This is a genomic window from Clostridium sp. Cult3 (assembly GCF_021655115.1).
Classification (GTDB): Bacteria; Bacillota; Clostridia; order Tissierellales; family Tepidimicrobiaceae; genus PPXY01.
Genome location: NZ_PPXY01000019.1, coordinates 33,407 through 49,674, shown reverse-complemented (window position 1 = coordinate 49,674; position 16,268 = coordinate 33,407). Strand labels below are relative to the sequence as shown.

General features: G+C 34.8%; 13 protein-coding genes and 1 tRNA gene. 11 read left to right on the top strand and 3 right to left on the bottom strand.

Annotated elements, in window-relative coordinates; genetic code table 11:
* Window positions 1-189: 189 nt before the first annotated feature.
* The 5 genes from C3E88_RS04365 to C3E88_RS04345 all read left to right on the top strand — a co-directional run bounded on the left by C3E88_RS04365 (window position 190) and on the right by C3E88_RS04345 (window position 4,414).
* A complete protein-coding gene (locus C3E88_RS04365) occupies window positions 190-729 on the top strand; it encodes a transporter substrate-binding domain-containing protein (RefSeq protein WP_236908941.1) in 540 nt (179 codons plus the stop codon).
* Window positions 683-1,489 (top strand): putative bifunctional diguanylate cyclase/phosphodiesterase, encoded by an 807-nt coding sequence (locus tag C3E88_RS04360; protein WP_236908940.1) that lies wholly within the window; start codon window positions 683-685, stop codon window positions 1,487-1,489. The genes C3E88_RS04365 and C3E88_RS04360 overlap by 47 nt, the downstream gene beginning before the upstream one ends.
* A 119-nt stretch (window positions 1,490-1,608) precedes the next feature.
* Window positions 1,609-1,824, top strand: a complete 216-nt coding sequence (locus C3E88_RS04355) for a heavy-metal-associated domain-containing protein (RefSeq protein WP_236908939.1) — start codon at window positions 1,609-1,611, stop codon at window positions 1,822-1,824.
* Between the two features lie 21 nt (window positions 1,825-1,845).
* A complete protein-coding gene (locus C3E88_RS04350) occupies window positions 1,846-3,717 on the top strand; it encodes a heavy metal translocating P-type ATPase (RefSeq protein WP_236908938.1) in 1,872 nt (623 codons plus the stop codon).
* 16 nt (window positions 3,718-3,733) lie between these two features.
* Complete coding sequence (locus C3E88_RS04345; RefSeq protein WP_236908937.1) at window positions 3,734-4,414, top strand: Crp/Fnr family transcriptional regulator; 681 nt, start codon at window positions 3,734-3,736, stop codon at window positions 4,412-4,414.
* Between the two features lie 206 nt (window positions 4,415-4,620).
* Here the strand turns inward: C3E88_RS04345 and C3E88_RS04340 are convergent, their stop codons facing one another.
* A complete protein-coding gene (locus tag C3E88_RS04340; protein ID WP_236908936.1) occupies window positions 4,621-5,829 on the bottom strand; it encodes a DUF438 domain-containing protein in 1,209 nt (402 codons plus the stop codon).
* A 226-nt stretch (window positions 5,830-6,055) separates the two neighbouring features.
* Here C3E88_RS04340 and C3E88_RS04335 point away from each other — a divergent pair, with 226 nt between their 5' ends.
* From C3E88_RS04335 to C3E88_RS04315, 5 genes are all read left to right on the top strand, one after another.
* Window positions 6,056-7,342 carry a S41 family peptidase gene (locus tag C3E88_RS04335; RefSeq protein ID WP_236908935.1) on the top strand — a complete coding sequence of 429 codons (1,287 nt, stop codon included), beginning with the start codon at window positions 6,056-6,058 and terminating at the stop codon, window positions 7,340-7,342.
* A gap of 52 nt (window positions 7,343-7,394) precedes the next feature.
* On the top strand, window positions 7,395-8,195 hold the full coding sequence (locus C3E88_RS04330; RefSeq protein WP_236908934.1) for a M55 family metallopeptidase: 801 nt from the start codon (window positions 7,395-7,397) through the stop codon (window positions 8,193-8,195).
* A gap of 41 nt (window positions 8,196-8,236) precedes the next feature.
* Window positions 8,237-9,154, top strand: coding sequence for a TIGR01212 family radical SAM protein (locus tag C3E88_RS04325; RefSeq protein WP_236908933.1), 918 nt, complete (start codon window positions 8,237-8,239; stop codon window positions 9,152-9,154).
* Between the two features lie 34 nt (window positions 9,155-9,188).
* Complete coding sequence (locus tag C3E88_RS04320; protein WP_236908932.1) at window positions 9,189-9,950, top strand: LysM peptidoglycan-binding domain-containing protein; 762 nt, start codon at window positions 9,189-9,191, stop codon at window positions 9,948-9,950.
* Between the two features lie 114 nt (window positions 9,951-10,064).
* On the top strand, window positions 10,065-10,619 hold the full coding sequence (locus C3E88_RS04315) for a LysM peptidoglycan-binding domain-containing protein (RefSeq protein ID WP_236908931.1): 555 nt from the start codon (window positions 10,065-10,067) through the stop codon (window positions 10,617-10,619).
* Window positions 10,620-10,662: 43 nt separating this feature from the next.
* Here the strand turns inward: C3E88_RS04315 and C3E88_RS04310 are convergent.
* Both C3E88_RS04310 and C3E88_RS04305 read right to left on the bottom strand, forming a co-directional pair.
* Window positions 10,663-10,740, bottom strand: a tRNA-Val gene (locus C3E88_RS04310).
* Between the two features lie 86 nt (window positions 10,741-10,826).
* Window positions 10,827-11,684: a CPBP family intramembrane glutamic endopeptidase gene (locus tag C3E88_RS04305; RefSeq protein WP_236908930.1), complete on the bottom strand. Its 858-nt coding sequence runs from the start codon at window positions 11,682-11,684 to the stop codon at window positions 10,827-10,829.
* Window positions 11,685-11,963: 279 nt separating this feature from the next.
* Here C3E88_RS04305 and C3E88_RS04300 point away from each other — a divergent pair, with 279 nt between their 5' ends.
* Entirely contained in the window at window positions 11,964-16,247 is a 4,284-nt protein-coding gene (locus tag C3E88_RS04300; RefSeq protein WP_236908929.1) for a 2-hydroxyacyl-CoA dehydratase, read from the top strand.
* Window positions 16,248-16,268 lie beyond the last annotated feature (21 nt).

The window sequence follows — 16,268 nt, the reverse complement described above, 5'->3', positions numbered from 1 at the left end:
AATGCTTTTTGACCTGCTTTTTATATAATTTGTTTTCTTTAAAGCCTAGATTTGTGCCTATGCTTAAGATGATAAAAATCTTTTTACTATGACAATTGATAATAATCGTAAATAGAAGGATTTTATAAAAATATGTTGAATTATATAATACATACCTTTTAATTACATAGTTATAAAGGGTGAATTCAAATGAAAAAGACATGGATAATAGTTATCAGTATTGGGGTTGCTTTCCTCTGTGTTTTATTGTTCTATAGTTATCAGAATATTAAAGTAGATAAACCCATAGAAGATAAAGACAAACCTATACTAAAAATTGCAGGTGATAGCAATTTTCCGCCATATGAATTTATCGATGATAAAGGCAAATATAAGGGATTTAATATAGATGTAATGGAATCCATAGGTGAAGCTATGGACATAGAAATACAATTAATCCCTATGAGGTGGTCTGATGCAGTTATTGCTCTTGAAAACCAACGAGTAGATGTTATTCAAGGTATGTCTAAAATCCCCAGTAGAGAAGGTAAGTATCTATTTACTCAATCTACTATAGTCAATTCTAGTGCTATATTCATAAGAAAAGATACAGAACATATAAAGGGAATAGAAGATCTAAAAGGGGCTAGGGTCGCCTACCAAGTGGGAGATATTAATGAGGACAAGATAAGGAATATTCCTTTTGCAATTATGGTTCCTCGATACAATCAGAGGGAAAAGGGAATATGAAAACTTAACTATATTGAATGAATTAAGACAAGCAGTAACTAATGATGAGTTCCTATTATACTATCAGCCGAAAATAGATATTAGAAGTAAGGAAATAGTTGGAATGGAAGCTTTGATCCGATGGGATAATCCTAATAGGGGATTGATATTTCCCGATAAGTTCATTCCACTATCGGAAGAGACAGGATTAATATTTCCTATTGGAGAATGGGTGTTGAGGGAAGCTTGCCTACAAAACAAAAAGTGGATCCAAATGGGTTATAAGCCTAGGAGAGTTTCTGTAAATATCTCTGCTAGACAATTTCAGTATTACAATTTTTTAGATATAGTATCAAATATATTGGCTGAAACAAGGTTAAGACCGGAGTATCTTGGATTAGAGATAACGGAAACTACTGCTATATCCGATATTGAATATACTATAGGTGTATTAAACAAGTTGAAAGAATTAGGGGTATTTGTCATTATGGATGATTTTGGTACAGGTTATTCCAGTTTAAGCTATCTAAAAGAGATGAATATTGATGAAATAAAAATAGATAGGGCGTTTATATGGGATATAGAAAAAAATGAAAAGAATAGGGCTATTTCAAGGACTATAGCATTATTAGCAAAGCAATTCAATATATTGGTAACAGCTGAAGGCGTAGAAACTAAGGAGCAGTTGGATATATTAGAAGAAATAGACTGCGATATAGCCCAAGGCTATTATTTTAGCAAACCAATTCCAGCAAAGGAATTTGAAAAATTATTGGACTAAAAATCTAGGTATTTAACCTAGATTTTTTTATTTTTGATTTAGGTCAAAGAAATGAGGATTAATATTTTTTATAATAAAGATACAAAATAGAAATGATTAAAAAATGAGGAGGATGCAAAATGACAACAAAAACTTATAAACTAAGTACATTAACATGCCCATCTTGTACCATGAAAATAGAAGGCGCATTAAAAAAGACTAAGGGAGTAGAAAAATATGAAGTACTATTTAACTCCAGTAAGGTAAAGGTTACTTTTGATGAATCCATAGTAGAATCGGAAGATATTAAACTTATTATCGAAAGATTAGGTTATCAAGTATTAGGAGAAAAATAATTTTTAGAGAGGGGGAGTAGGGTGAGGATTAGTAAAGGTCAAAGAGTAATATTGTCAGGGATATTGATCCTAATATCCTTTATATTAAAGAATACAACAATAGATATAACCATAGCAAATATATTCATGATTGTTGCAGCCTTTGTGGCAGGACTGCCTATTATGAAAAATGCCCTATCAGCATTAAGGTATAAAATAGTGGGGATTGATGCATTGGTGACTTTGGCTGTACTTGGGGCATTGTTTATAGGAGAATATTGGGAGGCTGCTGCTGTAACTTTTCTATTTATGTTAGGAGAGTATTTGGAATCTAAGACTATAGAGAAAACCAGATCCTCTATAAAGGCATTATTGGATTTAGCCCCAGATATATCTAGAGTAATAAGGAATGGGGAAGAGTTTGAAATCTCCCCTGATGAAGTAATCAAAGGTGATATAGTATTAGTTAAGCCAGGAGAGAAGATATCCGTAGATGGCACTGTAGTGGAAGGAAATGCCTATGTAAATCAGGCAGCCATTACGGGGGAGTCTATTCCCGTAGATAAAGTGATGGAGGATAGGGTATTTTCTGGCACTATAGTGGAATCAGGATATATTAAGATAAAAGCTGATAGAGTTGGGGATGATACAACTTTTGCAAGGATTCTTGAAATGGTAGAAGAAGCCCAAGATAAAAAGGCTAAAACCCAGAAATTCCTCGAAACTTTTTCCAGATACTACACTCCAGCTATTATCCTATTAGCAGCATTATTATTCTTATTTACAAGGGATTTGGTTTTATCCCTTACCCTACTGGTAATTGCTTGTCCAGGTGCCTTGGTTATATCCACACCAGTATCTATAGTAGCAGGTATTGGAAATGGAGCCAAACATGGAGTTCTAATTAAAGGCGGAGAGATAATGGAGGAACTGGGAAAAGTAAATGTATTAGCCTTTGATAAAACTGGTACCCTTACAGAAGGTAAGCCTAAGGTGACTAGAATAAAAGCTTTTGGTATGACAGAAGATGAACTACTAAAGATAGCTGTTATTGGAGAAGCTTACTCAGAGCATCCATTAGCTAGAGCTATTATTTCCCAGGGAGAGGAAAAGCTTGGGTCAACAAATGAAACTCCTGAACAATCAGAGATAATTACTGGGCAAGGTTTGAAGGTAAGGATAAATGGAGATTACTATTTAATAGGGAATAGGAAACTATTAGCAGAAAATAACGTGAAAGTAACAGTAGAAGAGGAAAACTATGTAAGGAATGAAGAAGATCAAGGACAAACGGTAATATTTATTGCAGATGAACAGGATATGTTAGGAGCTATATCCATTGCCGATACTGTAAGGGAAGACGGAAAAGAACTTATCAGGAATTTGAAAAAACAAGGAATTGAAAAGGTAGTCATGTTAACTGGGGACAATCAAAGGGCAGCAAGAGCGATTTCTAAGGAATTAGGAATTGATGAATACTATGCAGAACTCCTTCCAGAGGAGAAGGTAGCAAAACTAAAAGATCTACAGGAAACTTTCGGGACAACGGCCATGGTAGGAGATGGAGTAAATGACGCTCCAGCTTTAGCATCTGCAGATTTAGGGATAGCCATAGGTGGTGCCGGTACCGATGTAGCCATGGAAACCGCCGATGTAGTATTGATGTCTGACGAAATAAATAAACTATCCTATGCCATTGGATTAAGCCGTGCTACTGTAAAAAATATGAAACAAAACATATATTTTGCTATAATAGTAGCAGGTGCACTTATAGCAGGAGTATTAGGAAAGGTAGTATTTTTATCCTCCGGCATGCTTATCCATGAACTAAGTGTACTGTTGGTAATCATTAACGCAGTAAGACTTTTAGGATACGGTGATAAGAGAAAGGGTAAAAGACAAGTTACCGTATAACCAAGGAGGGTGGCCTATGGATTGTGGTTGTAATAGTGAAGGAAGACAGAGGACTTGCATAGAGATAGTCCCTATATTTAGCACATTGACCTATGATGAAATGATAGAAGTAGCAGGGATAACAAATAGTAGACAATATGAAAAAGGCGAAATGATATATATGGCTGGAGACAAAGGTGAAAGCTTGTTTGTAATCCATAAGGGAAAGGTTAAAATAACTAGATTTTCTGATTCGGGAAAAGAACAAGTGATTAGGGTATTAGGTCCAGGAGAGTTTATGGGAGAATTATCCCTATTTGTACACGAACCTTTGACAGACAACGCAGAGGCTTTAGAATATACTACAGTGTGTATAATAGATGGAGAAAAGCTAAAAGGGCTAATGGTAAAATACCCCACTATAGCCCTTAAGGTGTTGGAGGAATTAAGTAAAAGATTGGGAAAGGCAGAAAATTTAATAGAGCATCTAGGAGTTCATGATGTGGAAACTAGAATTGCCGAAACCCTTTTAGATTTAGCTGATGATAGGGGAGAAGTCCTTCTAAAAATGAGCAAAGGGGATTTAGCTTCCCATATCGGCATGAGTCAAGAGACCTTAAGTAGAAAATTATCCTATTTTCAAGAGATGGGTTGGATAAAACTAATAGGACATAGGAAGATTATTATACTGGATGAGGAAAGCCTAAGGTATGTATAGTAGGGTTTTAACATGTGAGGATATAGATTGTAAAGATTTTTACAGAATATAGGTAATTTCTATATTTATTATATTATCCAATAATAAACTATAATCCTCATAGCTTTCACAAAATATATCTATAGATTATGGGGCAAAGGGGCAAATCAAGAGGATAAGGGCGAGAAATATTATATTTTCTGCCCTACCCCGTTATAGAATGTTTCTTATTCTGATAACAATCTCTTTTCCCCTTCAATCCCTTTGATTGGAGCTATGTTTTGTGTAAATTCTAAGGTTCCTAAATATTCTCCTTCTTTATTCCTTACAGCAAAATATCTAATCAAGACGTATAAGTCCCCCATCTTAATCCAAAAGTCTTCATGATCTTTCTTTCCAGATTTAAAATCTTCCAATATTTTATCTACTACATGGACACTAGCTGGTGGGTGACAATTTTGTACACTTCTTCCTATAACTGCTTTTGTTCGGGCAAAGATTCTTTCTTTTCCTTGGGAGAAATATTTTACAGTATCGTTTTTATCTATAAAAGTCATATCCCCTGGAATAGAATTTAGTATTTCACTTATTTCCTCTGGAGTTAAAAATCCAGTTTCAAAACTTACATGACCTGCTTCTGGTAAGTTTTCCTCAGTGTCAGAAATATTTATTCTATTTAGTTCCCATTGGGTTTTTGGCTCTATCAATGCATAGCCAATTTCATCACTTTCCTTGTATATGCTAATCCATTCATCTTCTGTTAAAGTTTCTAATGCCATAGGGAATAGTATACTTTCCTCTTTATATATCATCTCCTTGATCTCATGGAGGGCATGTTCTATTATTTCTACTATATCTTTTTTATTCCCCTTATAATCCGTAAGATTCAATTTAGTCTCCTTTAGTAAGGCACGGATATCATCGTCTACCCCCCACATTACCTTTGGTGGAGCGGTGATGCCATATTTTTCTAGATAGGGGAATATTAAATTTTCTTTTCTACTATAGTGTTTATCTATATCGAATAGCAAATTGATATCCTGTAGAAGGTTGTTTATATTTTCTTTAGAATCTTCTTGCTTAAACTTTTCTAGATTGGGTTTTATATTTTCCTCGATAAATTCTTCTATAGCTTCATTTTCCATCTTTAGAGTATATATGGGATGACCTGGGACCGTTTCTGGATGATGTATCTCCTCTATGGAGCCTTTAAATACTGCAGCGTGGACATTGCATAGATACTGGATTTCTTCTATAGGTAGCCCTTCCTTTACTAGCTGAGTTTCCAGAGAAGATATTTCTGATGGAGTCACTCCCTTTATTGCCTCGGCAAATTTTTCTTTAACCTCTTCCACTGTTTTGCCAGCATGAAGTTCTCGGATTACCTCTTTTAATATTTCCTGTCTATGCTCTCTATTATTAATAAGTTCACTCATATTTTCACTCCTTTAATAGTATTCATCTAATATAATACCCAGAAAATTGATAATAAATAATTATCTGGGTTACAAGGATCCTCGATTCCAATATAGAAGGCTAGGTTTAGTTAATAGAGTCTAACCTTTAATTATTTTAATAAACTGATAGAATTAAATAGATAAAAAAGGATGCAACAAAAGACCATAAAGGTTATAATAAAAGCAAGAATAAGGGGGGACAAAAGTGACTAGAAGACAAAGAAGAAGACTCATTGCTATTATTTTATTAATAATATTATCAGTATTTACCTTAGAAAGAATTTATAACAGCAAAGATGAGTTTCATGTAACTGCAAAAGATGCATCTTATTATGGGATAGTGGAAGCTAAGTTGACAACTAGGGAAAAGCTTCAGGATTTTGAGTATTTGTATGGTGTTCTAGAACAGAATTATCCTTTTTTCAAGGTAAATGAAAGACTATATGGAATAGATTGGCTGGGGAATAAAGGAAAATATAAAAGGTTGATTAGAAATACAAAAAATGATGCAGAATTTTATGTGGCTATGAATAGAATACTAGGTGATTTACATAATGGTCATGTAAATATTTTTGATGGTGAAGGTTTTAAATGGATCTACAAATCTTATTATCAATTTTTTTCTCAGAATGATGCTCTTAAAAATTTGTCTTGGTATGATGCTTTTTCCAGTCCCTATGTTATGTATAGATATCAATTTGACGGTGATATTGAAAGCATTGAACTATATAAAGAACCTGTTTTAGAAACAAAAGCATTAATAGAAGATGAAGTAGCATATATGAAAATTAATAAGATGGCTAGTTTTGATACTGCTGAGGAAGATTATATTAAGATAAAAGAATTTCTAAAGGAAGTAGAAGATTATGAAAAACTAATTATCGATATAAGAGGTAATAGTGGAGGGGGAGACGATTATTGGAAAAATATCGTAAAATTACTAACGGAGGAACCTTTAAGTGTAGAATATTATGCCTTTTTTAAAGATGGTCATAGATATAAATATGATCCATTTAGAGCTTCGTATTTAACTACTATGAAACAACTAGATGAAGAAGTGTTAGCTCAATTTCCAGAAGAAGTAAAGACCGATTTTAATTTTTATAAGACTTATTCTATCCGCATAAATCCATGGGGTGTTAGCCATAATCCTGGGGACGATATAGATTTCAAGGGCAAAATATATTTGTTAGTGGATAGAAATGTCTTTTCATCCTCCGAAAAATTTGCTTCCTTTGCTAAAGATACAGGTTTTGCTACACTAGTTGGGGAACCCACTGGTGGAGATAGAGTGTTTGAACTAATTCCAATTACTTTTTTGCCAAATAGCAAATTTGCAATTAGATATAGTAGAGAACTAGGAATAAATCGAGATGGTACTATAAATATGGAGACGAAGACAATTCCCCATATACAAGTAGATCCAACTTTCTATGAAGATTTTAATAAAGATGAGTGTATTCAAGCAGTTATCAAAGACGAAAAAAGATGAAATACAAGGACATAGGGATTATAATAAAAATCAAAAAAGGAGTGTATTGTATATGAAAGTCTATATAAGTGCAGATATTGAAGGCGTAGCTGGTATAGCTAATTGGGAGGAAGCAAGGAAGACCTCTAGAGAATACCCATATTTTGCAGAACAGATGACTAGAGAAGTAGCAGCAGCCTGTGAAGGAGCTAATGTATCAGGTGCTACAGAAATACTGGTAAAGGATGCCCATGGTTCAGGGAGAAATATAGATCCATCTAAACTACCTGAGAATGTTAACCTTATTAGGGGTTGGAGTGGTCATCCCTACAAGATGATTCAAGGAATAGATGAAAGTTTTGAAGCAGTGGCTTTCGTAGGATATCATTCTTATGGAGGCTCCAATGCTAATCCACTAGCCCATACCATCAATAGCTCCGTAATAGACTATATTAAATTGAATGGAGAATATTTAAGTGAATTTTTACTCCATGCTTATTTGGCTACTTATTTAGGAGTCCCTGTTGTGTTTTTAAGTGGAGATAAGGGCATATGTGAGGAGGCAAGGAGGTTTAACCAAAATATAGTTACAGTAGCAGTAAGTGAAGGAGAAGGGGCAGCGTCTACGAGTATCCATCCCAATAAATCTGTAAAGTTGATAAAAGATGGTATGGAGAAGGCTTTGAAGGGACATTTTAATAAAAACAAAGTAGAACTTCCCAAAAGATTTAGTTTGGAAATAAAGTACAACTTTCATGGAAATGCCTACAAAAACTCCTTCTACCCTGGTGTTATACAAAAAACTCCAAAGAGTATATTATTTGAAACTGGTGACTATTTTGAGATAATAAGAGCTACATCTTTTTTAATATGATTTTGTGTCTAGTAAGTATATACAGATAAGGATGATTATATATGTGGGGAGATAAAAGATACCATACATTAAATTATGAATTGAGAAAACAATTTGGACAAAAGGTTATGAAATTATCTTTAGATGGAGGATTTACCTGCCCCAATAGAGATGGAACTATTGGCCATAGGGGTTGTATTTTTTGTGGAGAGGAAGGCTCTGGAGAGTTTGCAGCCTCTAGAACTTTAAATATAAAAGATCAAGTTGAAGAACAGAAAAGGCTTTTATCGAACAAATGGAATACAGATAAGTATATTGCCTATTTTCAAAATTTCACCAATACTTATTCTTACTATGAAGATTTGAGGGATAAATACTATGAAGCCCTTTCTCAGGATGGAGTAATAGGGTTAGCTATAGCTACAAGGGCTGATTGTCTATCTGAAGAAGTGCTAGAGCTTTTAACTGAGATAAATGAGAAGACCTATATTTGGGTGGAATTAGGTCTTCAAACTATCCATGAAAGGACCAGTAAATTTATTAGACGAGGATATCCTTTGGAGACCTATAATAAGGCTTTAGAAGAGCTAAAAGCTAGAAATATAAAGGTAGTTACCCATCTAATATTTGGACTGCCTGGTGAATCCAAGAAAGATATATTAGACTCTGTTAAGCACGTGGCAAATACCAATACCTGGGGGATTAAATTCCATCTATTATATATACAGAGGAAAACGGATTTATATGAGTACTATTTAAAAAGCCCCTTTCCAATGCTTAGTAGGGAAGAATACATATCCTTAGTAGTAGATAGTTTAGAACTATTGCCAGGAGAGATGGTAATCCATAGGTTAACAGGGGACGGGAAGAGGGATTTGTTGTATAAACCTAGATGGTCTTTGGATAAATTAAGGGTTCTCTCAGGTATAGATAGGGAATTAAAGAGAAAAAATTCTTATCAGGGATTAAAATATAAATAGTTTCACAGCTTTTGCCTTTCTAGCATATTATGTATTGCATAGAAAATATGAAAGAAAGGTGATCGATATGGAAGATAAACTTGGAACCACGCAAAGATGTCCTACAGGAAGCTTTGCTTATACCATAAAATCTGGAGATACGTTGTTTCAATTGGCTCGTATAAATAACACTACCGTAGAAGCCATCATGAGGATAAATCCAGGAATCAATCCAAATAATTTGCAAATAGGTCAGATAATATGTATACCAAGGGGTACAACTCCTCCTCCACAACCAAGTTGTCCTAATGGATTTTTCCATACAATAAGGCCAGGGGATACACTGTTTAGACTTAGTCAACAATTTGGGGTTAGCGTGGATGCTATAATAAGGGCTAATCCGGGAATCAATCCAAACAACCTACAAATTGGCCAGAGGATATGTATACCAGGTGCTGTACCACCTATGCCATCATGTCCTAATGGGTTCTTCTATACTATTAAAGCAGGAGATACTTTATTCAGATTAAGTCAACAGTTTAATGTGGGAGTAGATGAGATAATTAGGGCCAATCCAGGAATTGATCCTAATAGGCTTCAAATAGGTCAAACCATATGTATACCAAGACCAGTGACTCCAACGCCACCAGTTCCACCATGCCCCAATGGATTTTACTATGCTGTAAGGGCAGGAGATACTTTCTTTGGAATTAGCCAACAATTTGGTGTAAGTGTTGATGCTATAATTAGGGCCAATCCAGGAATTGATCCTAATAGGCTTCAAATAGGCCAAATAATATGTATACCAACCTTCTAGTAGGGAATTTATAAGGAGCTATTGCTCCTTTTTCTTTTCGAAAAATTTTAACACCTAATCTTTTATTTGCATATTATATAGTGCAGACAATTATATGAAAGAAAGGTGGTTAGTATGAAGGAAAACTATGAAATAGAACAAAGATGTCCTGCTGGCAGCTTTGCTTATACTATTAGGTCAGGAGATACTTTATTTCAATTGGCTCGTAGGTTTAATACGACGGTAGCAGCAATTATAGCAATAAACCCAGGTATTGATCCAAATAATTTACAAATAGGTCAAATAATATGTATACCAGGAATGGCACCAACACCTCCATGTCCCAACGGGTTTTTATATACTATAAGGCCTGGAGATACACTCTTTGCATTAAGTCAGAGGTTTAATGTATCGGTTCAAGCCATAATAAATGCCAACCCAGGGATAGATCCAAACAACTTACAAATAGGTCAGGTAATATGTATACCTCAGATGGCACCGCCTATGCCCCCATGTCCCAACGGATTTTATTATACTATAAGGGCAGGAGATACACTATTTTCTATTAGTCAAAGATTTAATGTGCCTGTTCAAGAGATAATAAATGCCAATCCAGGCATAGATCCAAACAATCTACGAGTAGGTCAAATAATATGTATACCTAGACGATGTGTAGTATTTTGTTTCTAGATATGTAAAAGGAAAGCCAAATTTCTGGCTTTCCTTTAAATTTTGGTGGGCGGTATTGGACTCGAACCAACGACCTCCACGATGTCAACGTGGCGCTCTAACCAAACTGAACCAACCGCCCATACTCTAAACTATATTATAACATCAGATGGTTATAGATTCAACAGAATATTTTCAGAGTATATTTATCTTTATTTTAGTACATTATCAAAGTGCAAGTACTAGAATAGTGCTAAATCCAACAAACAGAACTATGCTTCTAATCAATGGCTTGTTTAGTATTTTTTCATCGGATATATGGTATTCTTTTTTCAATTCCACCCCGTTAATTTTGGCTAATAACTTTAAAAGAAAGGATATGGCTGCTACAGAAAAAGTTATAGATATAATAATAGCCAATAGATTAGGATTAGATGTATAATCCACATTAGGTTCTGGTGGAGATAGGTAATCCATGAATATGGGAAAGCTATTGTTAATAAAGTGAACTATGATTCCGGCATATATGGAGTTAGTTGCAAATACCAAATAGCTTGCTACAAATCCAGCTACAAAGGTATGGAAAAACTGAAAAAAGTTTAAATGGAGCATACCAAACATAAGTCCATTAACCAAAGCAGCAACAAATCGACTCTTGTGCCTATAACCATCTAGTATAATACCTCTCATCAACATTTCCTCGAGTATTGCAGGAGTGATAGCAGTAAAAAATAGATTGCCTATGAAACTAGGATGGGAATCTTCTGCTATGATATCAGGAAAAGTGCTTCCGAATAGTCTAGTATATAGTTCTACTATAGAAATAATAATAGGCAACATCAAAAACCAAATAATAAATATAATAATTACACTTTTCAAGTTTAATAAATTAGGCTTTAAAATCCTCTCTGCTTCATCCCTATTTTTAAATAAATATATACCAATAGGTATTAAGAGGGCTATATATTGATAAGAATTAGTAGGAATAGGTAAGAATTGTACCAATATAGACCATAGGACTACACCTAGATAAAAGGAATTGACCTTATAAATTGTCTTTTCTTCTATTAAACCTTTACTGTTCATATACATCTCCTTATACTTTTATATAAATATTATACATGAAAACGAAATATTCTCCAATTATTTATAGATATGATAGAATATATATAGTTAATAGGCAATTAAATTTAGTATTAATATATGGAAAGATTTGAACAATATCAGCATAATACAAACTGTTTCTAATATTTGTAATTTAATATTAACTATGCTATAATTCACTTAATCTAAAGAATTATGTAAAGGGATTAATATAGTCATATAGAATAATATAAGGGGGTAGAGCAGCTTAGCTGCAAAGACATGGCTAGAATACATTTAGGTTTAGACGTAGGTTCCACTACTGTTAAGCTAGTGGCACTAAATTCATCCTATGAGATGATATACAGTACTTATAAAAGACACTATTCCGATGTGAGAAATAGCGTAAAGGAAGTAATACTAGATGCTTATAAAAGGTTTAAAAACGAAAGTGTAACCATTATGGTTACAGGCTCTGGTGGGCTTTCTGTTCACAAATGGTTAGATATTCCCTTTATACAAGAAGTAGTTGCTTCTACTACTGGAATTAGAGAATTTATTCCAGAGACAGATGTAGTCATCGAATTAGGTGGAGAAGATGCAAAGATCATCTATTTCGAGGGTAATGTAGAACAAAGGATGAATAGTATATGTGCTGGAGGAACTGGTGCATTTATAGATCAGATGGCATCACTAATAGAGACCGATGCAGAAGGATTAAATGAATTAGCTGCAAATCACAAGGCCATATATTCCATAGCCTCACGTTGTGGAGTATTTGCTAAGACCGATATTCAAGCCTTAATTAATCAAGGGGTATCTAAGGAAGATATAGCAGCATCAGTATTTCAATCGGTAGTTAATCAAACCATATCTAATTTAGCTTGTGGTAGACCTATAAAAGGCAGAGTAGCCTTTTTAGGGGGGCCTCTTCATTTTTTACCAGAGTTGAGAGATAGATATGTAGAAACATTGGAATTAAAGGAGGATGAAATAATATTTCCTGAGAATTCTCAATTGTTTGTTGCTATAGGTGCAGCAGTTTCTTCAACAGAAGAAAGGGCAATAAGCTTTGAAGAATTGAAAAATAGAGCCATAGAATCAACAGGGCCTATAGAATCGGAAATTCGAAAGATAAGGCCCCTATTTAAAGACGAAGAAGAATTGGAACAATTTAGAAAGGATCATGAAACCCATAAGATGGCGTACAAGGATATTAAAAACCATAGTGGTAGATGCTATCTGGGAATTGATGCTGGTTCTACTACTACTAAGGCCATCCTTATTGATGAAGACAACAATATTCTTTATACGTACTATGGGAACAATAAGGGTAAACCTTTAGATCTGACCATAGATATATTAAAAGAAATATATCAGAAACTTCCGGAAGGACAAAAAATCACCTATTCCACAGTTACCGGATATGGGGAGGAGTTTATCCAAGCTGCTTTAAACATAGACGAGGGAGAAGTAGAGACCATGGCCCATTACAAAGCAGCACAATTCTTCCAACCGGAGGTAGATTTCATACTAGATATCGGTGGTCAGGACATGAAGTGTATGAAAACCCATGATGGAGTAATTGATAGTATATTGTTAAATGAAGCTTGCTCTTCAGGATGCGGTTCTTTCTTAGAAACCTTCGCCCATTCTTTAAACTTGTCCGTAGAGGATTTTCTAAACGAAGGACTTTTAGCTGAGAATCCTGTAGATCTAGGTTCCCGTTGTACAGTATTTATGAATTCTAAAGTAAAACAGGCTCAAAAAGAAGGGGCTAGCATTGGAGATATAGCTGCTGGTCTTTCTTATTCAGTAATTCGAAATGCTATTCAAAAAGTAATTAAAATAAGGGACCCAAAAGACTTGGGAGAAAATATAGTTGTTCAAGGGGGAACCTTTTATGGTGACGCTATTTTGAGATCCTTTGAACTAGTTTCAGGAAGAAGAGTAGTAAGGCCAGATATTCCTGGATTAATGGGCGCATTAGGAGCTGCCCTAATTGCCAAGGAAAGATATGTGGAGGGTATGGAGTCCAGTATTCTATTAAAAGACGAGCTAGACACTTTTAGCTACAAGACGAAGAGAGCCAATTGTGGCAGATGTGGAAACAATTGTTTGTTGACCATAAATATATTTTCCGATGGTAAAAAGTATATAACAGGAAATAGATGCGAAAAAGGTGCAGGAGTAGAAAAGGCTGCTAAAGATATTCCAAATCTATTTGATTATAAATACAAGAGAGTTTTTGACTATAAATCATTATCAGAAGAAGAAGCTAAAAGAGGAACTGTAGGAATACCGAGGGTTCTAAATATATATGAAAATTATCCATTTTGGCATACTTTCTTTACGGAGTTAGGATTTAGAGTAGTGCTGTCTAGCCATTCTAATAGGGAAACATATGAAAAGGGGATAAGTTCTATACCTAGCGAAACAGCTTGTTATCCAGCTAAAATTTCCCATGGGCATATTATGGAATTGCTAGAAAAGGATATTAAATTCATATTTTATCCTTCAATCTTCTATGAACATAGAGAAGACGAGGAAACGGATAACCATGTTAATTGTCCTGTGGTAATAGGCTATTCAGAGGTAATAAAACATAATGTAGAGGAATTAAAAGATGATGATGTAATGTTTTTAAATCCTTTTTTAACCTTTGATGATAAGGAAGGATTGAAGAAGAGACTTAGAGATGAATTAAAGCCCTTATCAGTTTCCAATAGGGAAATAAAAAAAGCTGTAGACAAGGCTTGGGATGAGCTAATGGCTTATAAAAGGGATATGGAAAGAAAGGGAGAAGAAACATTAAGATATATGGAAGAAGAAGGAATTAGAGGGATAGTGCTAGCTGGAAGACCTTATCATATAGATCCAGAAATAAATCATGGCATACCAGCATTGATCACTTCCTTAGGTATGGCGGTCTTAACGGAGGATTCAGTAGCCCATCTAGCCAAACCCGATAGACCTTTAAGGGTTTTAGATCAATGGGTATATCACTCTAGATTATATAGGGCAGCTTCTTTTGTAGCCACCCAGGAGAATCTAGAGCTAATACAATTAAACTCCTTTGGCTGTGGGCTAGATGCAGTTACAACGGATCAGGTAGAAGAAATACTTCACGCTTATGAAAAGATATATACCGTATTGAAGATAGACGAAGTAAGCAATTTAGGTGCTGCAAAGATCAGAGTAAGATCCTTAAATGCAGCTTTAAAGGAAAGGCAAAAGAGAGGATTCAAACTGGAGAAGAAACAAGAGCCAGAAGAACGAATAGTATTTACGAAGGAAATGAGGGAGAAGCATACCATATTAGTACCTCAAATGGCACCAATCCATTTTAAGTTATTGGAAGAAGCTTTAAATACCTGTGGTTACCATTTGGAATTTTTGCCTTCTTATGATCCCAAAGCCATCGATGAAGGATTAAAATATGTAAACAACGATGCTTGCTATCCTTCCATAATAACTGTAGGTCAATATATAGCAGCACTAAAAACAGGCAAGTATGATTTGAATAATGTATCAGTTCTGATGAGTCAAACAGGCGGAGTATGTAGGGCTTCTAATTATATTGGATTTATTAGGAAGGCTCTAAAAGATGCTGGCTTTGGAAATGTACCAGTTATAGCCGTATCGGCCCAGGGCATAGAGACCAACCCAGGCTTTACTTACTCTATGGATATGGCCAGAAAAGGTGTAATGGCAGTAATGTATGGAGACCTTATTATGAGGCTGTTATACCGAGTAAGACCTTATGAAAAGATAAAGGGTTCGGCAAATTTATTAGCAGAACATTGGTTGGAAAAATGCTCTACAGCGGTTAGGGTAGGGGATAAGAAAGAGTACGAAGATAATATATACCAGATGGTTAAGGACTTTGATGAATTGGAGATAGATGAGGATCTAGTAAAACCTAGGGTAGGAATAGTTGGAGAAATATTGGTAAAGTATCACCCTATGGCTAATAACAATATAGTAGGTATACTGGAAAAGGAAGGAGCAGAAGCAGTTGTCTCAGATTTAACTGATTTTTTAATGTACTGTTGTTACAATGCTACCTACAAATATAAATATCTATCTAAGGGATTTTTACCTAAGATTGGTGGCGATATAGCCATTAAGTATATGGAGCACTATAGGAAACCTATGAGGAAGGCTCTAGGAAAGAGCAAAAGATTTCACGAGCCTATGACTGTATATGAGTTGGTAGAAGAAGCGGAGAAATTAGTATCTATAGGTAATCAATATGGAGAGGGTTGGCTCCTTACAGCTGAAATGCTGGAGTTAATCCACAATGGAGCAGAAAATATTGTATGTGTGCAGCCATTTGGTTGCTTACCAAATCATATAACTGGGAAAGGGGTTATAAAGGCCGTTAGAGATGAATATCCACAGGCAAATATAGTAGCCATTGACTATGACCCAGGGGCTAGCGAAGTAAATCAATTGAATAGGATAAAATTAATGCTTTCTACTGCCCACGACAATGTAAAAAATAGGCAAGAGAAGCAACACAAGAAAAGAACTTTACAGAAAGCATATAATGGTAAAAGATAGAATAAATTTATCACCCTAGGG